Origin of the sequence: Klenkia terrae (assembly GCF_037083865.1) — a bacterium.
Classification (GTDB): domain Bacteria; phylum Actinomycetota; class Actinomycetes; order Mycobacteriales; family Geodermatophilaceae; genus Klenkia; species Klenkia terrae.
This window is the reverse complement of sequence record NZ_JBAPLV010000005.1, coordinates 162,341-181,586: the sequence shown is the minus strand read 5'-3', so window position 1 is coordinate 181,586 and position 19,246 is coordinate 162,341. Positions and strand designations below refer to the sequence as shown.

The window sequence follows — 19,246 nt, the reverse complement described above, 5'->3', positions numbered from 1 at the left end:
TCACAAGATCACTGATCGCCTACGACCACTGATCCAATCGGACTTACTCATCTAGTCGGTGAGGGTGGGGACGACCTCGCGGAGCCGGTCGACCTCGACGGCCCCGACCCGCAGCACCCGGGGGTGGTCCCCGGTGCAGTCGACGATGGTGCTCGGTGCCCCCACCTCGCGCGGGCCGTCGTCCAGGACGACCGCGGCGTGCTCGCCGAGCTGGTAGTCCGCCTGCGCGGCCGAGGTGGCCGCGGGCCGGCCCGACCGGTTCGCGCTGGAGACCGCCAGCGGCCCGGTGCGCCGGAGCAGCTCGCGGGTGACGTCGTCGTCGGGCAGCCGGACGGCGACCGTGCCCTGCGACTCCCCCAGGTCCCACGACAGCGTCGGGGTGTGCTCGAGCACCAGGGTGAGCCCGCCGGGCCAGAACTCCCGGGCCAGTGCATGGGCGTCGGGCGGCACGACGGTGACCAGGCCGGCCAGCGTGGAGGCCTCGGCGATCAGCACCGGCACCGGCATGTTCCGGCCCCGGTTCTTGGCCGCCAGCAACCGGGCGACCGCCTCGGGGGTGAAGGCGTCGGCCGCCACCCCGTAGACCGTGTCGGTGGGGAGCAGGACCAGCTCGCCCCGGGAGAGCGCGGCAGCGGCGGCGGTGATGCCCGCGGCGCGCTGCTCGTCGTCGGTGCAGTCGTAGACGTCGGCCACGGCGGCCAGTCTCCCCCACCTAGTGTTCCGGTCGTGCGCGGGCTGCTGATGGTGGGTGTGCTGCTGCTGGCCGCCTGCAGCACGACCGACGGCGCGACCGACGGCGCGGCCACCCCCATGGGTCTGCGGGTGGACTACCAGCTGGGCGGCGCCTACCCCCCGGCCGACGACGTCACCGGGGTGGTCCGGGACCGCACCGATCCGCCGGCACCCGGGCTGTGGTCGGCCTGCTACGTCAACGCCTTCCAGACCCAGCCCGGCACCGACGACGTCCCCGAGGACCTGCTGCTGCACGACGCGGCCGGCGCCCGGGTCGAGGACCCCGACTGCTGAAGGACCCCACTGCCCCCCACCACTCGCAAGCTCGCGGCGGGCCCCTGCAGCGGGGCCGGACCGCTGCGCCGACGACGGCTTCGACGCCGTCGAGCCCGACAACCTGGACAGCTGGACCCGCTCGCAGGACCTGCTGAGCGAGGACGACGCAGAGTTCATGGCCGAGATGCTCGTCGAGCGGGCGCACGACGCCGGGCTGGAGATCGCGCAGAAGAACGCCGCCGACCTCGACGGACGGGCGCTGGGCTTCGACTACGCCGTGACCGAGCAGTGCCAGGTCTACGACGAGTGCGCGGCCTACACGGACGCCTACGGCGACGCGGTCGTCGAGATCGAGTACACCGACGAGGCCTTCGACGCCGCGTGCGCGGCCCGCGGCGGCACGATCGCCGTCCAGCGCCGGGACCTGGACGTCTCGGTGCCCGGCACCGCCGGCTACGAGTCGCGCTTCTGCGACTGAGCGGTCGTGTAGCGGGGTCGGCCCGCGAGGTCGGGGTGGTCGGCCACGTCGGTGAACCCGCCGTGCGAGCGGACCAGCGCCGGCAGCGAGGTGCCCTGGGCGTCCGCGTGCTCGATCGCCAGCAGGCCGCCGGGGCGCAGCAGACGGGCGGCGGTGTGCAGCAGGCCGCGGACGACGTCGAGCCCGTCGGGGCCGCCCCACAGCGCCAGCGGCGGGTCGTGGTCGGCGACCTCGCGCGGCAGGCGGGCGTCGTCGGGCACGTAGGGCGGGTTGGACACCACGACGTCGACGGTGCCGTCCAGGTCCCGCAGCAGCTGCGGGTCGGTCATGTCGCCGGCGAGGACGGTGACCGGGGTGTCCCCCGCCGCGGCCCGGGCGTCGGCGTTGAGCCGGGTCCAGGCGATCGCGTCGGCGTCCCGCTCGACCGCGGTGACCTGCGCGCCGGGGTGCTCGCCGGCGACCGCCAGCGCGATGGCGCCGGAGCCGGTCCCCAGGTCGACCACGACCGGCGTGGCCAGGTCCGCGACCCGGTCCAGCACCCAGCCGGCGATCTGCTCGGTCTCCGGCCGCGGCACGAACACCCCGGGCCCGACCGACAGCTCGAGGTGCCGGAAGGCCGCGCGCCCGGTCAGGTGCTGCAGGGGCACCCGGGCGACCCGTTGCTCCAGGAGGGACTCGAACCGGGCGGTGTCCGCGACGTCGTCCAGGGTGATCAACCGGGCGCGCGGCACCCCCAGCGCGTGGGCGAGCAGCAGCTCGGCGTCCACCCGCGGGGACTCGACGCCGGCCGCGGCCAGCCGGGCGGCGGCACCGGTCAGCAGCGTGCGGGGGTTCAGCTGCCGGCCTCGAGCAGCTCGGCGGTGTGCGCGGTCATCAGCGCGTCGATGACCGGGTCGAGCTCGCCGTCGAGGACGGCGTCCAGGTTGTGCGCCTTGAAGCCCACCCGGTGGTCGGAGATCCGGTTCTCCGGGTAGTTGTAGGTGCGCACCCGCTCGCTGCGGTCCACGGTGCGGACCTGCAGCCGCCGGGCGTCGCTGGCGGTGGCCGCGGCCTCCTCGCGGGCGGCGGCCAGCAGCCGGGAGCGCAGCACCCGCAGCGCGGACTCCCGGTTCTGCAGCTGGCTCTTCTCGTTCTGCGAGCTGACGACCGTGCCGGTGGGCAGGTGGGTGATCCGGACGGCGGAGTCGGTGGTGTTCACGCTCTGCCCGCCCGGCCCGGAGGACCGGAAGACGTCGATGCGCAGGTCGTTCGGGTCGACGGTGACGTCGACCTCCTCGGCCTCGGGCAGCACCAGGACGCCGACGGCGGAGGTGTGGATGCGGCCCTGGCTCTCGGTGACCGGCACCCGCTGCACCCGGTGCACGCCGCCCTCGAACTTCAGCCGCGACCAGATGCCCTCGTCGCCGCGGGCCTTCACCGCGACGGCGACGTCCTTGTAGCCACCGAGCTCGGCGTCGACGGCGTCGAGCACCTGGGTTGCCCACCCACGGCGCTCGGCGTAGCGCAGGTACATCCGGAGCAGGTCCCCGACGAACAGCGCGGACTCCGCGCCGCCCTCGCCGGCCTTGATCTCCAGGATGACGTCCTTGTCGTCGTCGGGGTCCTTGGGCAGCAGCTGCTCGCGCAGCCGGTCCTCCAGCCGCGTGACCTCCTCGGCCAGCGACGCGGCCTCCGCGGCGAACGCCGGGTCCTCGGCGGCCAGCTCGAGCGCGGCACCGCGGTCCTCGCGGGCGGCCTCGAGGGCGCGGGAGGTCTCCACCAGCGGGGCCAGCGACGCGTAGCGGCGGGCCAGGCGGCGGGCGCGGGCCTGGTCGGCGTGCACGCCGGGGTCGGCCAGCTCCAGCTCGAGGGAGGCGTGCTCGGCGAGCAGGTCGGCGAGACCGCCGTCCGGCGTCCCGTTCACGGTGCTCTCCTGCCCTCGGTGGTCACGACACGACGACGGCGCCCGCCCCGCCCCTCGTGGGGGGCGGTGCGGGCGCCGTCGGGAGTGCTACTTGCTGGCCGCGGTCTCGCGCTTGCCGAAGCGCTTCTCGAACCGGGCCACGCGGCCGCCGGTGTCCAGCACGCGCTGCTTGCCCGTGTAGAACGGGTGGCAGGCCGAGCACATCTCGACCGACAGCGTGCCGCCGGGGATGGTGCTGCGGGTGGTGAAGGAGTTGCCGCAACCGCAGGTCACAGCGGTCTCGTGGTAATCGGGGTGGATGTCGGGCTTCATGTCCCTCGCCCTCTCTGTGGTCTGGCAGGCCGAGGTGGATCGGCCGGTGCATTGGGGATGAACGTCGTCGGCGGGCTGGGTTGTTCCACGCCCGCCGGGGGCTCGGTCGGCAAGTCTCCCACATGCGCGGGGACCGGCCGACCGAGGCCCTAGTCGTCGCGGCCGGCGCCGAGCGTCGTCTTCTGGACCTGCATGAGGAACTCGATGTTGTTGCGGGTCTTCTTCAGCTGACCCAGCAGCAGCTCGATCGCCTGCTGCGGCTCCAGCGCGGCGAGCACCCGGCGGAGCTTGATGACGATGGCCTGCTCGTCCGGGCTCATCAGCAGCTCCTCCTTGCGGGTGCTGGAGGCGTTGACGTCCACGGCCGGGAAGACCCGCTTGTCCGCCAGCCGGCGGTCGAGCTTGATCTCGGCGTTCCCGGTGCCCTTGAACTCCTCGAAGATGACCGTGTCCATGGTGGACCCGGTCTCCACCAGCGCCGAGGCGATGATGGTCAGCGAACCGCCGTTCTCGATGTTGCGGGCGGCACCGAGGAAGCGCTTGGGCGGGTACAGCGCCGTGGAGTCCACGCCGCCGGACAGGATCCGCCCGCTGGCGGGGGCCGCCAGGTTGTAGGCGCGGCCCAGCCGGGTGATGGAGTCCAGCAGGACGACGACGTCGTGGCCCATCTCGACCAGCCGCTTGGCCCGCTCGATGGACAGCTCGGCGACGGTGGTGTGGTCGGTCGCCGGCCGGTCGAAGGTGGAGGCGATGACCTCGCCCTTCACCGACCGCTGCATGTCGGTGACCTCCTCGGGCCGCTCGTCGACCAGGACGACCATGAGGTGGCACTCGGGGTTGTTCGTGGTGATCGCGTTGGCGATCGCCTGCAGCACCATCGTCTTGCCGGCCTTGGGCGGCGACACGATCAGCGCCCGCTGGCCCTTGCCGATGGGCATGACCAGGTCGATCACCCGGGTGGTCAGCGTCGTCGAGTCGGTCTCCATCCGCAGGCGCTCCTGCGGGTAGAGCGGGACCAGCTTGGTGAACTCCGGCCGCGTCCGGGCCTGCTCGGGGTCCAGGCCGTTGACCGAGTCCAGCCGGACCAGCGCGTTGTACTTGTCCTTGCGCTCGCCCTCGCGGGGCTGGCGGACCGCACCGGTGATGGCGTCGCCGCGGCGCAGGCCGTAGCGGCGGACCTGGGACAGCGACACGTAGACGTCGTTGGGCCCGGTGAGGTACCCCGAGGTGCGGACGAAGGCGTAGTTGTCCAGCACGTCGAGGATGCCGGCGACGGGCAGCAGGACGTCGTCGTCGCTGACCGCCGGCTCGCCCTGGTCGTAGCGGTCGCGGCCGCTCCCGCCCTGGCCACCGGTGGTGCCGCCGCGGCGGTTGCGGTCGCGGTAGCGGCGGCCACGGCGCCGGCCGTTGCCGTCGAACTCGTCGTCGTCGTCCTCGGGCCCGGCGTCGCCGCGGGTGTCGGGGCGGTTGTCGGGCCGGTTGTCCGCGCGGCCGTCGGGGCGGTTGCCCGGTCGGTCACCGCGGTTGCGGCCGCCGTCGGGGCCCTGCTGGTTGCCCGACCGGTCACCGCGGGAATCGTTGCGGGGGTCGTTGCGGTCCGCGGACTCGCCCTGGTCGCGGTCGTCGTCCCGACCGCGGTTGCGGGTGCGGCCGCCACGGTCCTGGGTGTCGGCCTGGTCCCGGTCGTCGTCGCGCCCACGGTTGCGGGTCCGGCCGCCGCGGTCCTGGGAGTCGCCCTGGTCCCGGTCGTCGTCGCGACCCCGGTTGCGGCCACCGCGGTCCTGGGTATCGGCCTGCTCGCGGTCGTCGTCCCGACCGCGGTTGCGGGTCCGGCCACTGCGGTCCTGGGACTCGCCCTGGTCACGGTCGTCGTCGCGCGGGGCGGGTCGACCGCGGTCGGCGTCGCCCTGGGGGCGGCCGTCCTGCTGGGCGCGGCCGTCCTGCTGGGTGCGAGCGGTGTCGTCGCCGTCGGTGCGGCCGGCGCGCTCGGCACGGCTGCGGTCGCGGCTGCGCTGCGGTCGCTCCGGGCGGCCCTCGGCGGGGGTCTCGACGGGGCTCCCGTCGGTGGAGGTCACGGCGGACGGCGCCTCGGGGGCGGTGCGGGCCGGGACGTCACCGTCGGTCGACCCGGTCGTCGGCTCACCGGCGGGGACGGCGTCCGGGGCGCCGGCGGGCCGGCTGGCCGAACGACGACGGCGGGCGGTGGGGGCGGCCTCGACCGGCGCGGACGCGACGGGCTCGGCCGGGGCGGAGGCCGACGGCGCGGGCGCCGTGGTCCCGGCCGACGGAGCCTGGGCGGTGTCCTGCGCCGACGGAGCCGGGGCGGTGTCCTCCGCCGACGGCGCGGGGGCCGGCCGCTGGGCCGGGGCGCCGACCTGGCGCTCGGAGATGGCGGCGACCAGGTCGCCCTTGCGCATCCGTCCGGTGCCGGCGATGCCCAGTTCGGCGGCCAGTCGTTGGAGCTCGGGCAGCAGCATCGCCGACAGCCCGTTGCCGCGACGGCGCTTGCCGACGGCCTCGGTCGCGACGTCCGAGCCGGAGGTGGCGCCGTCGTCGACCAGAGAGGTGGTCTCGCTCACGTACAGGTCCTTCCCTGCGGTGACCTGCACCAACTGGCGCAGGAGGTGACCCGGTGCCCTCTCGGGTTCGCCGCGACGAGGCCGCGGCGGGACCGAGGAGGGGGAACGGGGCTGTGGGGACGAGGCGAAGGACGGCAGTCGCACGTCGTCGACGTCTCGCGATGAGGCACGCCCGAGGGCGGCTGTGCGGCCAGCCTAGACACCGGCCGGTGCAGCCCACAACACCGGCTGCCCCCGGTGCCTTCCCAGGCGATCAGGACGATACAGCACGGTCTCCGTACCGGATGCGCGCGCCGGCGGGCTCGACCGCCAGGTCCAGCACCTCCCACCCCTCGGGGACGACGGTGCGCACCAGGGCGGCGTCCTCGGGGCGGGCGTCCACGACCAGCACGCCCGGCCCGGCCCCGGAGACCACCGCGGCGTGCCCGGCGTCGCGCAGGTCGGCCACCAGCGCCGCCGTCCCCGGCATCGCCGAGGCCCGCTGCGGCTGGTGCAGCCGGTCCTCGGTCGCCTCCATCAGCAGGGTGGGCGCGGTGGTCAGCGCGTGCACCAGCAGCGCGGACCGGCCGGCGTTGAACGCGGCGTCGCCGTGCGGCACCAGGTCGGGCAGCAGGCCGCGGGCGACGTGGGTGGACAGCGTCGAGGTCGGCACGCACACCAGGGGGGTGACCTGCCGGTGGACCGTCAGCGACGTCGCCCGCACGCCGTCGGGGCCCGACCAGGACAGCGTCAGCCCGCCCAGCAGGCAGGCCGCGACGTTGTCGGGGTGGCCCTCGATCGCGTCGGCGAGGGCGAGCACCCGCTCGTCGTCGACGCCGACGACCGCCGGGCACAGCGCCCAGGCGGCGAGGATGCCGGCGATCACCGCGGCGGCCGAGGACCCCAGGCCGCGGCCCTGCGGGATGCCGTTGCGGGCGTGCAGGGCCAGGCCAGGCGGTGCCCAGCCGAGGTCGGCGCAGGCCGCCCGGAAGGCCCGCACCACGAGGTGGTCCTCGTCGCGGGGCAGGTCGGCCGCGCCGTACCCCTCGACGACGACCTCCAGGCCGTCGGCGACGGAGACCTCGAGCTCGTCGTAGAGGCTCAGCGCCAAGCCAGCGCTGTCGAAGGCCGGCCCGAGGTTGGCGCTGGTGGCCGGCACCCGGATGCGGACCGAGGGCCCCATCACGGTGCTCACAGGCCCAGCTGCCCGGCAGCGGCGGCGGCGTCCACCGGGATGGTCACCGGCGCGGGGGCGCCGGAGATGGCCCACTCGGGGTCCTTGAGGCCGTTGCCGGTCACCGTGCACACGATCCGCTGCCCGGGTTCGAGCTCGCCGGCGGCGGCCACCTGCAGCAGGCCGGCCACCGACGCGGCCGACGCCGGCTCGACGAACACCGCCTCGGTGCGGGCCAGCAGCCGGTAGGCGGCCAGGATCGCCCGGTCGGTGACGGCGTCGATCCGGCCGCCGGACTCGTCGCGGGCGGCCAGCGCCTTGGTCCAGGACGCGGGGTTGCCGATCCGGATCGCGGTCGCGATGGTGCTCGGGTTCTCGACCACGGCCCCGTTCACGATCGGGGCGGCGCCGGCGGCCTGGAACCCGAACATGCGGGGGCGGTGGGTCGCCGGGCCGGGGGTGTCGGAATCCATGGAGTACTCCCGGTAGCCCTGCCAGTAGGCGGTGATGTTGCCGGCGTTGCCGACCGGCAGGCAGTGGATGTCCGGGGCGTCGCCGAGCACGTCCACGATCTCGAACGACGCCGTCTTCTGCCCCTCGATGCGGTACTGGTTCACGCTGTTGACCAGGCTGACCGGGTAGTCGATGGCCAGCTTGGAGGCCAGCGCCAGGCAGTCGTCGAAGTTGCCCTCGACCTGCAGCAGCTTGGCCCCGTGCACCAGCGCCTGGGCCAGCTTGCCCGTGGCGATCTTGCCCTGCGGCACCAGGACGGCGCAGACCAGCCCGGCGCGGGCCGCGTAGGCCGCGGCGCTGGCCGAGGTGTTCCCGGTGGAGGCGCAGATGACCGCCTGCGCGCCCTCCTCGACGGCCTTGGTGATGGCCATCGTCATGCCGCGGTCCTTGAACGACCCGGTCGGGTTGGCGCCCTCGACCTTGAGGAACACCTCGCACCCGGTCCGGCGGGACAGCTCCGGCGCCGGCACCAGCGGGGTGGCGCCCTCCTGCAGCGTCACCACCGGGGTCGTGGCGCTCACCGGCAGGCGGTCGCGGTAGGCCTCGATCAGCCCCGGCCAGAACGGTGACGCGGTCATTGCAGTCCCTCCACGCGGAGCACGCTGGTCACGGCCCGGACGGCCGGCATCCCGCGCAGCCGGGAGATCGTGGCAGACAGGGCGGAGTCGGGGGCCCGGTGGGTGACGATGACCAGGGTCGCGGCCTCGCCGGCGCCGTCCTGGCGGACGGTCGAGATGCTCACGCCCTGCGCGGCGAACTCCTGGGCCACGGTGGCCAGCACGCCCGGCTTGTCCGCCACGTCGAGGCTGACGTGGTAGCGGGTCGGGGTGTCGGCCATCGGCGCGACCGGCAGCCCCGCGTAGCTCGTCGTCCCCGGTCCGGCTACCCCGGCGACCCGGTTGCGGGCCACCGCGACCAGGTCGCCCAGCACGGCCGACGCGGTCGGCTGCCCGCCGGCGCCCTGGCCGTAGAACATCAGCTGCCCGGCCGCCTCGGCCTCGACGAACACGGCGTTGAACGCCCCGCCGACGGCGGCCAGCGGGTGGCTGGTCGGGATCATCGCGGGGTGCACCCGGACGGCGATCGCGTCGCCGGACTCCCCCGCGACCTTCTCGCAGATCGCCAGCAGCTTGACCGTGCAGCCGATCTCGGCGGCCCGGGCCACGTCGGTCGAGGACACCGCCGAGATGCCCTCGCGGTAGACGTCGCTCGCCACCACCGGGGAGTGGAAGGCCAGCGAGGCGAGGATGGCGGCCTTGGCCGCGGCGTCGAAGCCGTCGACGTCGGCGGTCGGGTCGGCCTCGGCGTAGCCCAGCTCGGTGGCCTCGGCCAGCGCCTCGGCGAAGCCGGCACCGGTCTCGGCCATCCGGGACAGGATGTAGTTCGTCGTCCCGTTGACGATGCCGACCACCCGGGTGAGCTGGTCCCCGGCCAGGGACTCGCGCAGCGGGCGCAGCAGCGGGATGGCCCCGGCGACGGCGGCCTCGTAGTACAGGTCGACGCCGGCGTCGGCGGCCGCGGCGTGCAGCGCGACCCCGTCGTCGGCCAGCAGCGCCTTGTTGGCGCTGACCACGCTCTTGCCCGCGGCGAACGCGGCGAGCATCAGCTCGCGGGCGGGCTCGATGCCGCCGATGACCTCGACCACGAGGTCGACGTCGGGCCGGGTGACCAGGGCGTGGGCGTCGGTGGTCAGCAGCTCGGCGGGGACCTCGGGGTGCCGGTCCGGGCGCCGGACGGCGACCCCGGCGACCTCGACCGGGCGGCCGACCCGCGCGGTGATGTCGGCGGCCTGGTCGGCCAGCAGCCGGAGCACCGCCGACCCGACCGTGCCGCAGCCCAGCAGGGCCACCCGCAGCGGCTCCGGCGCGGGCGCGTCCACGGGCGGGGTCACCGCTGCACCCCCACCGAGGGCTGGGAGGGCGCGGGCACCGGCGGGGGGACGTCGGTGAGGACGGCGTCGAGGGCGAACACGTCCGACAGTGTCTGCCGTCGGACGACCACCGCCGACACCCCGTCCCGCACGGCGACCACCGGCGGCTTGAGCAGGTAGTTGTAGTTCGAGGCCATCGACCAGCAGTAGGCACCCGTGGCGGCCACCGCGAGCAGGTCCCCGGGGACCACGTCCGAGGGCAGCCACAGGTCGCGGACCAGCACGTCCCCGCTCTCGCAGTGCTTGCCCACCACCCGGCACAGCGCCGGGGGCGCCGCGGAGACCCGGTTGGCCAGCACGCAGGTGTAGGAGGCGTCGTAGAGCGCGGTGCGGATGTTGTCGCTCATCCCGCCGTCCACCGAGACGTAGTTGCGCACCATCGGCGTGCCCGGGGAGCCCGAGGCACCCAGCCGGACCGGCTTGATCGTGCCGATCTCGTAGAGCGTCACCGTGCCGGGGCCGGCGATCGCCCGGCCCGGCTCGACGGCCAGGCGGGGCACCGGCAGGTCCAGCTCGGCGCACTCGGCGGCGACCACGGAGCGCAGCTTCACCGCCACGTCGTGCGCGGCGACCGGGTCGTCGTCGGGCAGGTAGGCGATGCCGAAGCCGCCACCCAGGTTGAGCTCGGGGAGCACCACCCCGGTCGCGTCCCGGACGGCGCCCATCAGGCCGACGACCCGGTGCGCGGCGGCCTCGAAGCCCGCGGTGTCGAAGATCTGCGAGCCGATGTGGCTGTGCAGCCCGGCCAGCTCCAGCGCCGGCTCGGACACGCAGCGCACCGCAGCGGCCAGCGCGTCCCCGGTGGCGAGGGAGAACCCGAACTTCTGGTCCTCGTGGGCGGTGGCGATGAACTCGTGGGTGTGCGCCTCGATGCCGACCGTGGAGCGGATCAGCACGGGCACGGGTGCGCCGCCGGCGGCGACCCGGGCGGCGGCCAGCGGCACCAGGCGGTCGATCTCGTCGAAGGAGTCCAGCACCACGTGCCCGATGCCGGAGTCCACCGCCAGCGCCAGCTCGACCACGGACTTGTTGTTGCCGTGCAGCGCGATCCGGTGCGCCGGGAACCCGGCGGCCAGCGCGACGGCCAGCTCGTTGCCGCTGCAGGCGTCCAGGTGCAGCCCGTCCTCGGCGACCCAGCGGGCCACCTGGCCGCACAGGAACGCCTTGGAGGCGTAGTGCACGTCGGCGCCGGAGAAGGCGGCGGCGAAGTCCGCGGCCCGGCCGCGGAAGTCCGCCTCGTCCAGCACGAACAGCGGGGTGCCGTGGTCGCGGGCCAGCTCGGTCACCGGGCGCCCGCCCAGGTGCAGCTCGCCGCCGACCCGGGTGGCGCTGCGCGGCCAGACCTGGCCGTCGAGCTCGCCGAGCGACGCCGGCGGGGCACCGGCGGCCGAGGGCGGGGTCAGGTTGCCGTGCAGCGGACCTGCCGGGTGCGCCCTCACATCCGCTCCGGGGCGTGCACGCCGAGCACGGCCAGGCCGTTGCGCAGCACCTGCGCGGTGGCGGCGCACAGCCACAGCCGGGCGACGGTGGTCGGGGTGACCTCCTCGTCGCCGCGCGGCAGCACCCGGCACACGTCGTAGAACCGGTGGTAGGTGCCGGCCAGCTCCTCCAGGTAGCGGGCCACCCGGTGCGGGGCGCGCAGCTCGGCGGCCGCGGTGACCACCCGCGGGAACTCGGCGACCGCGCGCAGCAGGTCGACCTCCCGCGGGTGGGCCAGCTGGGTGGCGTCCACCGCCGCCGGGTCCCCGGCGTCCAGCCCGGTGGCGATGCCCAGGTCCGCGGCACCGCGCAGCAGCGAGGCGATCCGGGCGTGGGCGTACTGGACGTAGAAGACCGGGTTGTCGCTGGCGGCCCTGCTCCACAGGTCCAGGTCCAGGTCGATCTGCTGGTCGACCGAGGCCCGGGCCAGGGCGTACCGGGCGGCGTCGGCGCCGACGGCCTCCACCAGGTCTGCCAGCAGCACGAAGTTGCCCTTGCGCTTGCTCATCCGGACGGTCTCGCCGTCCTTGACCAGGTTGACCAGCTGGCCGAGCAGGATCTCCAGGTTCTGGTCGGGGTCGTCGCCGAGCGCGGCGACCAGCGCCTTGTACCGGCCGACGTAGCCGGCGTGGTCGGCGCCCAGCATGATCACCACCCGGTCGAACCCGCGGGAGCGCTTGTCCTGGTAGTAGGCGCAGTCGGCGGCGAAGTAGGTGTGGTCCCCGTCGCTCTTGACCAGCGGCCGGTCCTTGTCGTCGCCGAAGGTCGTGGTGCGCAGCCAGGTGGCGCCGTCGGCCTCGTAGACGTGGCCCCGCTCGCGCAGCGTGCCGATGGCCTTCTCCAGCGCCCCGCTGGCGTGCAGCGTGGCCTCGGAGAAGTAGGTGTCGAACACGACGCCGAAGTCGGCCAGGGAGGTCTTGATCTCGGCGAACATCAGCTCGACGCCGCGCACCCGGAACCGCTCCTGCTGCTGGTCCTCGGGCAGGTCCAGGACGCCGGGCTCCGCGGCCACGACCTGCGCACCGATGTCGGCGACGTAGTCACCGGCGTAGCCGTCCTCGGGCACCGGGCGGCCCGCCGCGGCGGCCATCAGGCTGCGGGCGAACCGGTCGATCTGGGACCCGGCGTCGTTGAAGTAGTACTCCCGGCTGACCTGAGCCCCGGTCGCGGTGAGCAGCCGGCCCAGCGCGTCGCCGACCGCCGCCCACCGGGTGGACCCCAGGGTCACCGGCCCGGTCGGGTTGGCCGACACGAACTCCAGGTTCACCTTCAACCCGGCGAACGCGTCGGTGCGGCCGTAGGCCTCCCCCGCCGTCACCGCGTCGACGGCGATCTGGCCCAGCGCGCCGGAGGTGAACGTCACGTTGAGGAACCCCGGACCGGCCACGTCGACCCGCTCGACACCGGGCTGCTCGCGCAGGTCGGCGGCCAGCAGCTCGGCCACCTCGCGGGGCGGCCGGCCGGCCTGCTTGGCCAGCTTGAGCGCCACGGTGGTGGCGTAGTCGCCGTGCTCGGGGTTGCGCGGGCGCTCGACCACGACGTCGTCGGGGACGGCGACCGCGAGGGTGCCGCGCTCGACGGCCGCGGCGACGACGGAGCGGACGAGGGAACTGAGCTGCTCGGGCGTCACCGGGTGATCGTAGAAGAGCGGAACCACCGACTTCGCCGCGCCGTTGACCAGCAGGCAGGACCGGTGTGCACCGTCACACGGGGCCGTCCGCACAGCTCCGCCATCTAGACTCCCCCGCCGGGACCGGCCCGCCGCCTCACGGTGCGCCGCGCGGTCCACCCCCGATCGAGACTGGAGAGGCCTTGCCCGAGGACCCGAAGCCCGACACGAACGCCGATCAGCCCGCTGGTGGCGCCTCGGCGGCCAAGCGCACGCCGGGCAAGGGCGCCGGTGGCCGGCAGGCCACCCCGGCCGGGAAGGGCCTGGGCGCCGCGGGCAAGGGCGCCGGCAACCGGCCCGGCGGCAAGGGCGGCCGGACCCGACCGCAGCAGGCCGTGGTCGCCAAGCCCAAGCCGTGGGGCCTGATCGCCGCCGCCGTCGCCGTCGTGGTCTTCGCCGGTGCCGTCATCGGCTACGCCGTCTACGCGGTGAACCGCAGCGAGGCCGACCGGATCACCGCGGCCGACCAGATCGACGGCGTGCAGGTCTTCGACTACGCCGCCGGCCAGCAGCACGTGACCACCCCGGTGGACTACACCGAGTCACCGCCGGTGGGCGGCCCGCACGACGGCGAGTGGGCCGACTGCACCGGCACCGTCTACGACCAGGACATCCGGCACGAGAACGCCGTCCACGGGATGGAGCACGGCGCGGTCTGGATCACCTACGACCCGGACGCGATCAACGACGACGACCTCACCACCTTGACCGACCTGGTCGAGGGCACCTCCGGCCTGTTGTTGTCCCCGTACGCCGGTCTGGGGTCGACGATCAGCCTGCAGTCGTGGAACCACCAGCTGGCCGTGGACTCCGCCACCGACCCGCGCGTCGAGCAGTACGTCGACTTCTTCGTCTTCGGGCAGGACGCCGAGGGCGAGGCCCTCTTCCCCGAGCCGGGGGCCAGCTGCGAGAACCCGGTGTTCATCTCCGACCCGCTGGTGGTCGGCGACGACAGCCGGTCGGCGGCGGCCAGCGTGCCGACCGACGCCGAGACCACCCCCACCGCTGCGGGCTGACCGCGGCGCCCCGGGCCCGTCCGCAGCGGGCCCGGGCACGAACCCTGAGGTGACCGAGATGATGTCCGACTCCGCGACCGGTGGTACCCGCAAGCTGCTCAGCACCGTCCTCGTCGCGGTCATCGCCGTAGGCCTGCTCGTCGCGGGGGGCGGCCTCGCGGTGGCCCTGGGCCTCGGTCGCACCGATCCGCCCGCGGCGGGCAGCGTGGACGTCGGCTTCGCCCAGGACATGAGCCGGCACCACCTGCAGGCGGTCGAGATGGCCAACCTCGCGGGCACCCGCAGCCAGGACCCCGAGGTCCGGCAGCTCGCGTTCGACATCTCCGCCACGCAGACCAACCAGACCGGTCGCATGCAGGGCTGGCTGACCCTCTGGGGCCAGCCGGTGACCAATCGGGACACCATGGCCTGGATGGGCTCCTCCGAGCACGACGCCATGTCCGCCGGCGGCCTCATGCCCGGGATGGCCACCGAGGACGAGCTCACCGAGCTGCGGGCCGCCACCGGCACGGCCTTCGACGTGCTGTTCCTGCAGCTGATGATCCGGCACCACCAGGGCGGCCTGGAGATGGCGCAGCAGGGCGAGGCGCGCGCCGCCGAGGCCGTCGTCCGCGGCCTCGCCCGGTCGATCGCGACGACCCAGAGCGCGGAGAGCACGACGATGGCCGCGATGCTCGTCGCCCGCGGGGGGTCCCCCCTCCCGGCCCCCTGAGCCGTGCGATAACGTTCCCGTCGCTTCCCCAGCACCACACGAGCCCCCGTAGCTCAGGGGATAGAGCACTGCCCTCCGGAGGCAGGGGCGCAGGTTCGAATCCTGCCGGGGGCACCAGCGCACGGGCCGGATCCGCCAGGGTCCGGCCCTTCGTGCGTCTCGACCACCGACGGGGGACGACGTGGCACGCCGGCGCACGGTCAGCGACTCGGTGCTGGTGGCGGCCCCGCCCTCGGCGGTCTACGCGCTGGTCAGCGACCCGACCCGGACCCCGGAGTACAGCCCGGAGAACCGGGGTGCGCGCACCGACCACACCGGCTCCCTGCCGGTCGGGGCGGTGTTCACCGGCAGCAACGAGCGCCGCGGGTTCCGCTGGATCACCGAGTGCGTGGTCACCGCGGCCGACCCCGACCAGCGCTTCGCCTTCCGGGTGCGGGCCATCGGCGGTGCCCGCCGGCGGGTGCGCGCCGGCATCGCCGGGTGGGAGCACCTGCTCGAGCCCGCCGTGCTGCCCGACGGCACCCCGGGCACCCGGGTGACCCAGACGTGGACCGACGAGCGCACGATGCCCGACCCGGTCGCCCGGCTGTTCGACGCCGTCGCCACCCGGGGGCCGTTCGCGGACTTCCAGCGACGCAACCTGGCCACCAGCCTGCAGCGGCTCAGGGCCGTCGTCGAGGCGGACGTCGAGGCGTGAGCGCGCCCGCGCAGCCCCGGCCCCGCGCCTGGGTCCCGGTGGCGCTGGCCATGTTCGCCATCGGGTGGGGCGCCAACCAGTTCGTCAGCCTGCTGGTCGCCTACCGGCGCGACGAGGGGCTGTCGTCGGTCGACGTCTCGGCGCTGGTCGGGGTCTACGCGCTGGGGCTCATCCCGGCCCTGCTGCTGCTCGGCCCGGTGTCCGACGCCCGCGGGCGCGGTCCGGTGCTGCGGGCGGCCGCCGTGGTCTCGGTGCTGGCCACCGCCGTCCTGCTGCTGGACCAGCTCTGGGCGCTGTACGCCGGGCGGTTGCTCGCCGGGGTGGCCAGCGGGGCCGCGTTCGCCGCCGGCAGCGCCTGGGTCCGCGAGCTGTCGGGCCCCGCGTGGGACCCCACCACCGTGCCCGGCACCGGCGCCCGCCGGGCCGCCACCGCGCTGTCGGCCGGCTTCGGGCTGGGCCCGTTGGTCGCCGGGCTGGTCGCCCAGTGGGCCCCGCACCCGCTCACCGTCGCCTACCTGCCGCACCTGCTCCTCGGCCTCGCCGTCCTCGTGCCGCTGTGGCGGTCACCGGAGACCGTGCCGCGCAGCGACACCCGGGTGCCGCTGCGCACGGCGGTGCGGATCGCCTCGGTGCGCCAGCCGCGGTTCCGGCGGTTGGTCACCCCGGTCGCCCCGTGGGTGTTCACCGCGGCGACGGTGTCCCTCGCCGTCCTGCCGGGTCTGCTGGCCGACGGCGGCGGGGTGGCCGCCGAGTACGCCGTGGCGGTCAACGCCGTGGTGGCCGGGCTGACCCTGGGCACCGGCGTCCTGGTGCAGCCGCTGGCCCGCCGGCTGGCCGCCGCCGACACCCGCCCGGCCGCCCGGCTGGGCACCGCCGCCGTCGTCGCCGGGCTGGTGGTCGCCGTGGCCTACGCCGCCGCGCCGACGCCCTGGCTGCTGGTGCCCACCGCGCTGCTGCTGGGGGCCGGCTACGGCTGCTGCCTGGTGGCCGGTCTGCTGGAGACCCAGCGGGTGGCCGCCCCGCACGAGCTGGCCGGCCTGACCGGGGTGTTCTACGCGCTGACCTACCTCGGGTTCGCCGCCCCGCTGGTGCTGGCCGCGCTCACCGCCGTGGCGCCCTACCCGGTCCTGCTCGGCGTGCTGGCCGGTCTGGCCGCGCTGACCCTGGCCTGGACGACGGTCGACCGCACCTGAGGACCTTCCGCGGGTCGACGTGTCGCGGTGGGACGGCGGACACCCGGCGGCCACCTGCGCACCCGACCGTGGTCGCCATGAGCACGCAGCCCTGCTCGACCGCCTGCCTCGCCGACGTCTCACCCACCGCCCCGGCCGGGGTCCGGCGCCGGCGCGCGGCCGCCCTGGCCGCGGCGCTCGCCCGGGCGGCCACCCGCCCGCCGGCCGGCGACGGCCGCCGGCACGCCGTCTGCACCGCCGCCCGCCTGCTCACCGCCGCCGGCGTGCGGGTGGTCGTGGTGCAGCCGGCCACGCCCTGGCCGACCGGCCCGCGCCTGGTCGTGGCCAACCGGGTCTCCTGGGTCGACGACCTCGCTCTGCGCACCGCGGTCGCCGCGCTGCCGGCCGACGACGGCACCATCTGGCCGGGCCTGGCCACCCTGCGCGGCGACCAGGTCGAGACCGAGCTGCTCCGCGGGCGCAGCGTGCTGGTCCGGCCCGAGGCCACCACCACCTGCGGCACCGAGATCGGCCGGTTCGTGCCTGCCCGGTTCGCCCCCGCCCTGGCCGCCGGCGTGCCGGTCTGCCCGGTCGCCGTCCGCGCCCGTCAGGCGGGCCGGCCCACCACCGCCACCGCCCAGCTGGACGGCGAGACCTGGTGGCGCAGCGCGGCCCGGGTCGTCGGCACGACCGAGCTGGTGCTCGAGGTCCACCTGCTGCCGGCCATCGCCCCGCGGCACGGCACCGCCGCCGAGGTCGCGGCGCTGGCGGAGTACGCGGTCGCCCAGGTGCTCGAGGTCGACCCGCCGCGGCCGGTCAGCCACCCACGCCGACCCCGCACGCACGACGGTGCCGGGCTCAGCCCTCGGTCACCCGTCCCCCGCTGACCGCCAGCCGGCGGGTGACCGCGACGGCGTCGAGCATCCGCCGGTCGTGCGTGACCAGCAGCAGCGTGCCGGTGTAGTCGGCCAGCGCCTGCTCCAGCTGCTCGATGGCCGGCAGGTCCAGGTGGTTGGTCGGCTCGTCGAGCACCAGCACGTTCACCCCGCGGGCCTGCAGGAGGGCCAGCGCCGCGCGGGTCCGCTCCCCCGGGCTCAGCGACCCCGCCGGCCGCAGCACGTGGTCGGCCCGCAGCCCGAACTTCGCCAGCAGCGTCCGCACCTCGGCGTCGGGCAGGTCGGGCACCTCGGCACCGAAGGCCGCCGACAGCGGCAGGTCACCCAGGAAGCTGCGCCGGGCCTGGTCCACCTCGCCCAGCCGCACCCCCGAACCCAGCGACGACGAGCCCTCGTCGAGCTCGACCCGGCCCAGCAGCGCCCCCAGCAGCGTGGACTTCCCCGCCCCGTTGCCCCCGGTGATCGCCAGCCGGTCGCCCCAGTCGACCTGCAGGTCCACCGGACCCAGCTGGAACCCGCCCCGCCGGACGACGGCACCCCGCAGCACGGCGACCACCGAGCCCGCCCGCGGCGCGGCGGCGATCTCCATCCGCAGCTCCCACTCCTTGCGGGGCTCCTCCACCACCTCCAGCCGCTCGATCCGCCGCTGGGTCTGCTTGGCCTTCGCCGCCTGCTTCTCCGACGACGCCCGCTGCGCGGCCTTGATGTGCTTGTCGCCGTCCTTGCTCTTCTTGATCGAGTCCCGGACGCCCTTGGCCATCCAGTTCTTCTGCATCCGGGCCCGAGCCTCCAGCCCGGACTTGGTGTCGGCGAACTCCTCGTACTCCTCGCGGGCGTGCCGGCGGTCCACCTCGCGCTCGGTCAGGTACGCCTCGTAGCCCCCGTCGTGCACCCGCACCAGCTGCTGGGCCAGGTCCAGCTCGACCACCCGGGTCACCGTGCGCGACAGGAACTCCCGGTCGTGGCTGACCACCACCACCCCGGTGCGCAGGCCCTGCACGAAAGACTCCAGCTGGTCCAGTCCGGCCAGGTCCAGGTCGTTGGTCGGCTCGTCCAGCAGCAGGACGTCGTAGCGGGACAGCAGCAGCGCGGCCAACCCCACCCGGGCCGCCTGCCCGCCCGACAGCCCGGTCATCAGCGCGTCCTGCGCCACCCCCGGCGCCACCGTCCCCAGCACCTCGCCGGCCCGCTCCTCCAGGTCCGCCCCGCCCAGGGCCAACCAGCGCTCCAGGGCGTCGGCGTACCCGTCGTCCGGCGTGCCCGCGGTCAGCGCCTCCAGGGCGTCGTCCATCTCCTGCTGCGCCGGCGCGACACCGGTCCGCCGGGCCAGCGCCCCGAGCACCGTCTCGCCGTCCCGGCGCTCGTGCTCCTGCGGCAGGTAACCCACCGTGGCCGACGGCGGGGACAGGCTGATCCCGCCGTCCTCCGCCGGCAGCAGCCCGGCCAGCGTGCGCAGCAGCGTCGACTTCCCCGCCCCGTTCACCCCCACCAGCCCCACCACGTCCCCGGGGGCCACCACCAGGTCGAGGTCGGCGAACAGGACCTTGGCGCCGTGCCCGGCGGCCAGGCCACGGGCGACGAGGGTGGCGGACACGGTGCAATTACATCGCGGCCCTCTGGGCCGCACCGCGGCCAGGTGCCGTTCCCCGGTGGGGTGGAGCCCACCCGCCCCTCCTCGGGGAGGCCTCCGGCCCCCCACTCGTCGGGGACTCGAGGGGGCACGTCGTGG

The 19,246-nt window shown here is 75.2% G+C and carries 18 protein-coding genes and 1 tRNA gene; 8 read left to right on the top strand and 11 right to left on the bottom strand.

What is annotated here, in order from left to right; all coding sequences use genetic code 11:
- Positions 1-51: 51 nt before the first annotated feature.
- On the bottom strand, positions 52-693 hold the full coding sequence (locus UXQ13_RS07340; protein WP_225234810.1) for an L-threonylcarbamoyladenylate synthase: 642 nt from the start codon (positions 691-693) through the stop codon (positions 52-54).
- Between the two features lie 33 nt (positions 694-726).
- Here UXQ13_RS07340 and UXQ13_RS07335 point away from each other — a divergent pair, with 33 nt between their 5' ends.
- Both UXQ13_RS07335 and UXQ13_RS07330 read left to right on the top strand, forming a co-directional pair.
- Entirely contained in the window at positions 727-1,026 is a 300-nt protein-coding gene (locus tag UXQ13_RS07335) for a hypothetical protein (protein ID WP_336392106.1), read from the top strand.
- Positions 1,027-1,129: 103 nt separating this feature from the next.
- The gene (locus UXQ13_RS07330; protein ID WP_336392105.1) at positions 1,130-1,486 is read left to right on the top strand and encodes an endo alpha-1,4 polygalactosaminidase; all 357 of its coding nucleotides are present in this window, start codon (positions 1,130-1,132) and stop codon (positions 1,484-1,486) included.
- On the opposite strand, the gene prmC is transcribed toward UXQ13_RS07330, so the two are convergent.
- The 9 genes from prmC to argS form a co-directional block, all read right to left on the bottom strand.
- Positions 1,462-2,304: a peptide chain release factor N(5)-glutamine methyltransferase gene (prmC, locus tag UXQ13_RS07325; RefSeq protein ID WP_336392104.1), complete on the bottom strand. Its 843-nt coding sequence runs from the start codon at positions 2,302-2,304 to the stop codon at positions 1,462-1,464. The two genes, UXQ13_RS07330 and prmC, sit on opposite strands and share 25 nt — an antisense overlap.
- A 14-nt stretch (positions 2,305-2,318) precedes the next feature.
- The gene (gene prfA / locus UXQ13_RS07320) at positions 2,319-3,389 is read right to left on the bottom strand and encodes a peptide chain release factor 1 (RefSeq protein WP_225234808.1); all 1,071 of its coding nucleotides are present in this window, start codon (positions 3,387-3,389) and stop codon (positions 2,319-2,321) included.
- 87 nt (positions 3,390-3,476) lie between these two features.
- On the bottom strand, positions 3,477-3,701 hold the full coding sequence (rpmE, locus tag UXQ13_RS07315; RefSeq protein ID WP_225234807.1) for a 50S ribosomal protein L31: 225 nt from the start codon (positions 3,699-3,701) through the stop codon (positions 3,477-3,479).
- Positions 3,702-3,850: 149 nt separating this feature from the next.
- Entirely contained in the window at positions 3,851-6,280 is a 2,430-nt protein-coding gene (gene rho / locus UXQ13_RS07310) for a transcription termination factor Rho (RefSeq protein ID WP_336392098.1), read from the bottom strand.
- Between the two features lie 253 nt (positions 6,281-6,533).
- Positions 6,534-7,454 (bottom strand): homoserine kinase, encoded by a 921-nt coding sequence (thrB, locus tag UXQ13_RS07305; RefSeq protein WP_225234804.1) that lies wholly within the window; start codon positions 7,452-7,454, stop codon positions 6,534-6,536.
- Positions 7,451-8,524: a threonine synthase gene (gene thrC / locus UXQ13_RS07300; RefSeq protein ID WP_336392097.1), complete on the bottom strand. Its 1,074-nt coding sequence runs from the start codon at positions 8,522-8,524 to the stop codon at positions 7,451-7,453. The genes thrB and thrC overlap by 4 nt, the downstream gene beginning before the upstream one ends.
- Positions 8,521-9,837, bottom strand: coding sequence for a homoserine dehydrogenase (locus tag UXQ13_RS07295; RefSeq protein ID WP_336392096.1), 1,317 nt, complete (start codon positions 9,835-9,837; stop codon positions 8,521-8,523). Before UXQ13_RS07295 ends, thrC begins: the two co-directional genes overlap by 4 nt.
- Positions 9,834-11,315, bottom strand: coding sequence for a diaminopimelate decarboxylase (gene lysA, locus UXQ13_RS07290; RefSeq protein ID WP_336392095.1), 1,482 nt, complete (start codon positions 11,313-11,315; stop codon positions 9,834-9,836). Before lysA ends, UXQ13_RS07295 begins: the two co-directional genes overlap by 4 nt.
- Positions 11,312-12,985 carry an arginine--tRNA ligase gene (gene argS, locus UXQ13_RS07285; protein WP_336392094.1) on the bottom strand — a complete coding sequence of 558 codons (1,674 nt, stop codon included), beginning with the start codon at positions 12,983-12,985 and terminating at the stop codon, positions 11,312-11,314. Before argS ends, lysA begins: the two co-directional genes overlap by 4 nt.
- Before the next feature lie 182 nt (positions 12,986-13,167).
- Between argS and UXQ13_RS07280 the strand changes: the two genes are divergently transcribed.
- From UXQ13_RS07280 to UXQ13_RS07255, 6 genes are all read left to right on the top strand, one after another.
- Positions 13,168-14,040, top strand: coding sequence for a DUF3105 domain-containing protein (locus UXQ13_RS07280; protein ID WP_336392093.1), 873 nt, complete (start codon positions 13,168-13,170; stop codon positions 14,038-14,040).
- 58 nt (positions 14,041-14,098) lie between these two features.
- Complete coding sequence (locus UXQ13_RS07275) at positions 14,099-14,752, top strand: DUF305 domain-containing protein (RefSeq protein ID WP_336392092.1); 654 nt, start codon at positions 14,099-14,101, stop codon at positions 14,750-14,752.
- A 42-nt stretch (positions 14,753-14,794) separates the two neighbouring features.
- Positions 14,795-14,869 (top strand) — tRNA-Arg (locus UXQ13_RS07270).
- A gap of 64 nt (positions 14,870-14,933) precedes the next feature.
- On the top strand, positions 14,934-15,449 hold the full coding sequence (locus UXQ13_RS07265) for an SRPBCC family protein (protein WP_336392091.1): 516 nt from the start codon (positions 14,934-14,936) through the stop codon (positions 15,447-15,449).
- The gene (locus UXQ13_RS07260; protein WP_336392090.1) at positions 15,446-16,642 is read left to right on the top strand and encodes an MFS transporter; all 1,197 of its coding nucleotides are present in this window, start codon (positions 15,446-15,448) and stop codon (positions 16,640-16,642) included. Before UXQ13_RS07265 ends, UXQ13_RS07260 begins: the two co-directional genes overlap by 4 nt.
- Positions 16,643-16,719: 77 nt before the next feature.
- On the top strand, positions 16,720-17,508 hold the full coding sequence (locus tag UXQ13_RS07255; protein WP_336392089.1) for a lysophospholipid acyltransferase family protein: 789 nt from the start codon (positions 16,720-16,722) through the stop codon (positions 17,506-17,508).
- Here UXQ13_RS07255 and UXQ13_RS07250 read toward each other — a convergent pair.
- Positions 17,480-19,111 (bottom strand): ABC-F family ATP-binding cassette domain-containing protein, encoded by a 1,632-nt coding sequence (locus tag UXQ13_RS07250; protein ID WP_336392088.1) that lies wholly within the window; start codon positions 19,109-19,111, stop codon positions 17,480-17,482. The genes UXQ13_RS07255 and UXQ13_RS07250 overlap by 29 nt on opposite strands.
- Between the last annotated feature and the right edge of the window lie 135 nt (positions 19,112-19,246).

What these genes read in the sequence shown, in the direction of transcription:
- rpmE (WP_225234807.1), bottom strand. Translation starts at nt 3,701, where the DNA reads ATGAAGCCCGACATCCACCCCGATTACCACGAGACCGCTGTGACCTGC.
- thrC (WP_336392097.1), bottom strand. Translation starts at nt 8,524, where the DNA reads ATGACCGCGTCACCGTTCTGGCCGGGGCTGATCGAGGCCTACCGCGAC.
- UXQ13_RS07275 (WP_336392092.1), top strand. Translation starts at nt 14,099, where the DNA reads ATGATGTCCGACTCCGCGACCGGTGGTACCCGCAAGCTGCTCAGCACC.
- UXQ13_RS07255 (WP_336392089.1), top strand. Translation starts at nt 16,720, where the DNA reads ATGAGCACGCAGCCCTGCTCGACCGCCTGCCTCGCCGACGTCTCACCC.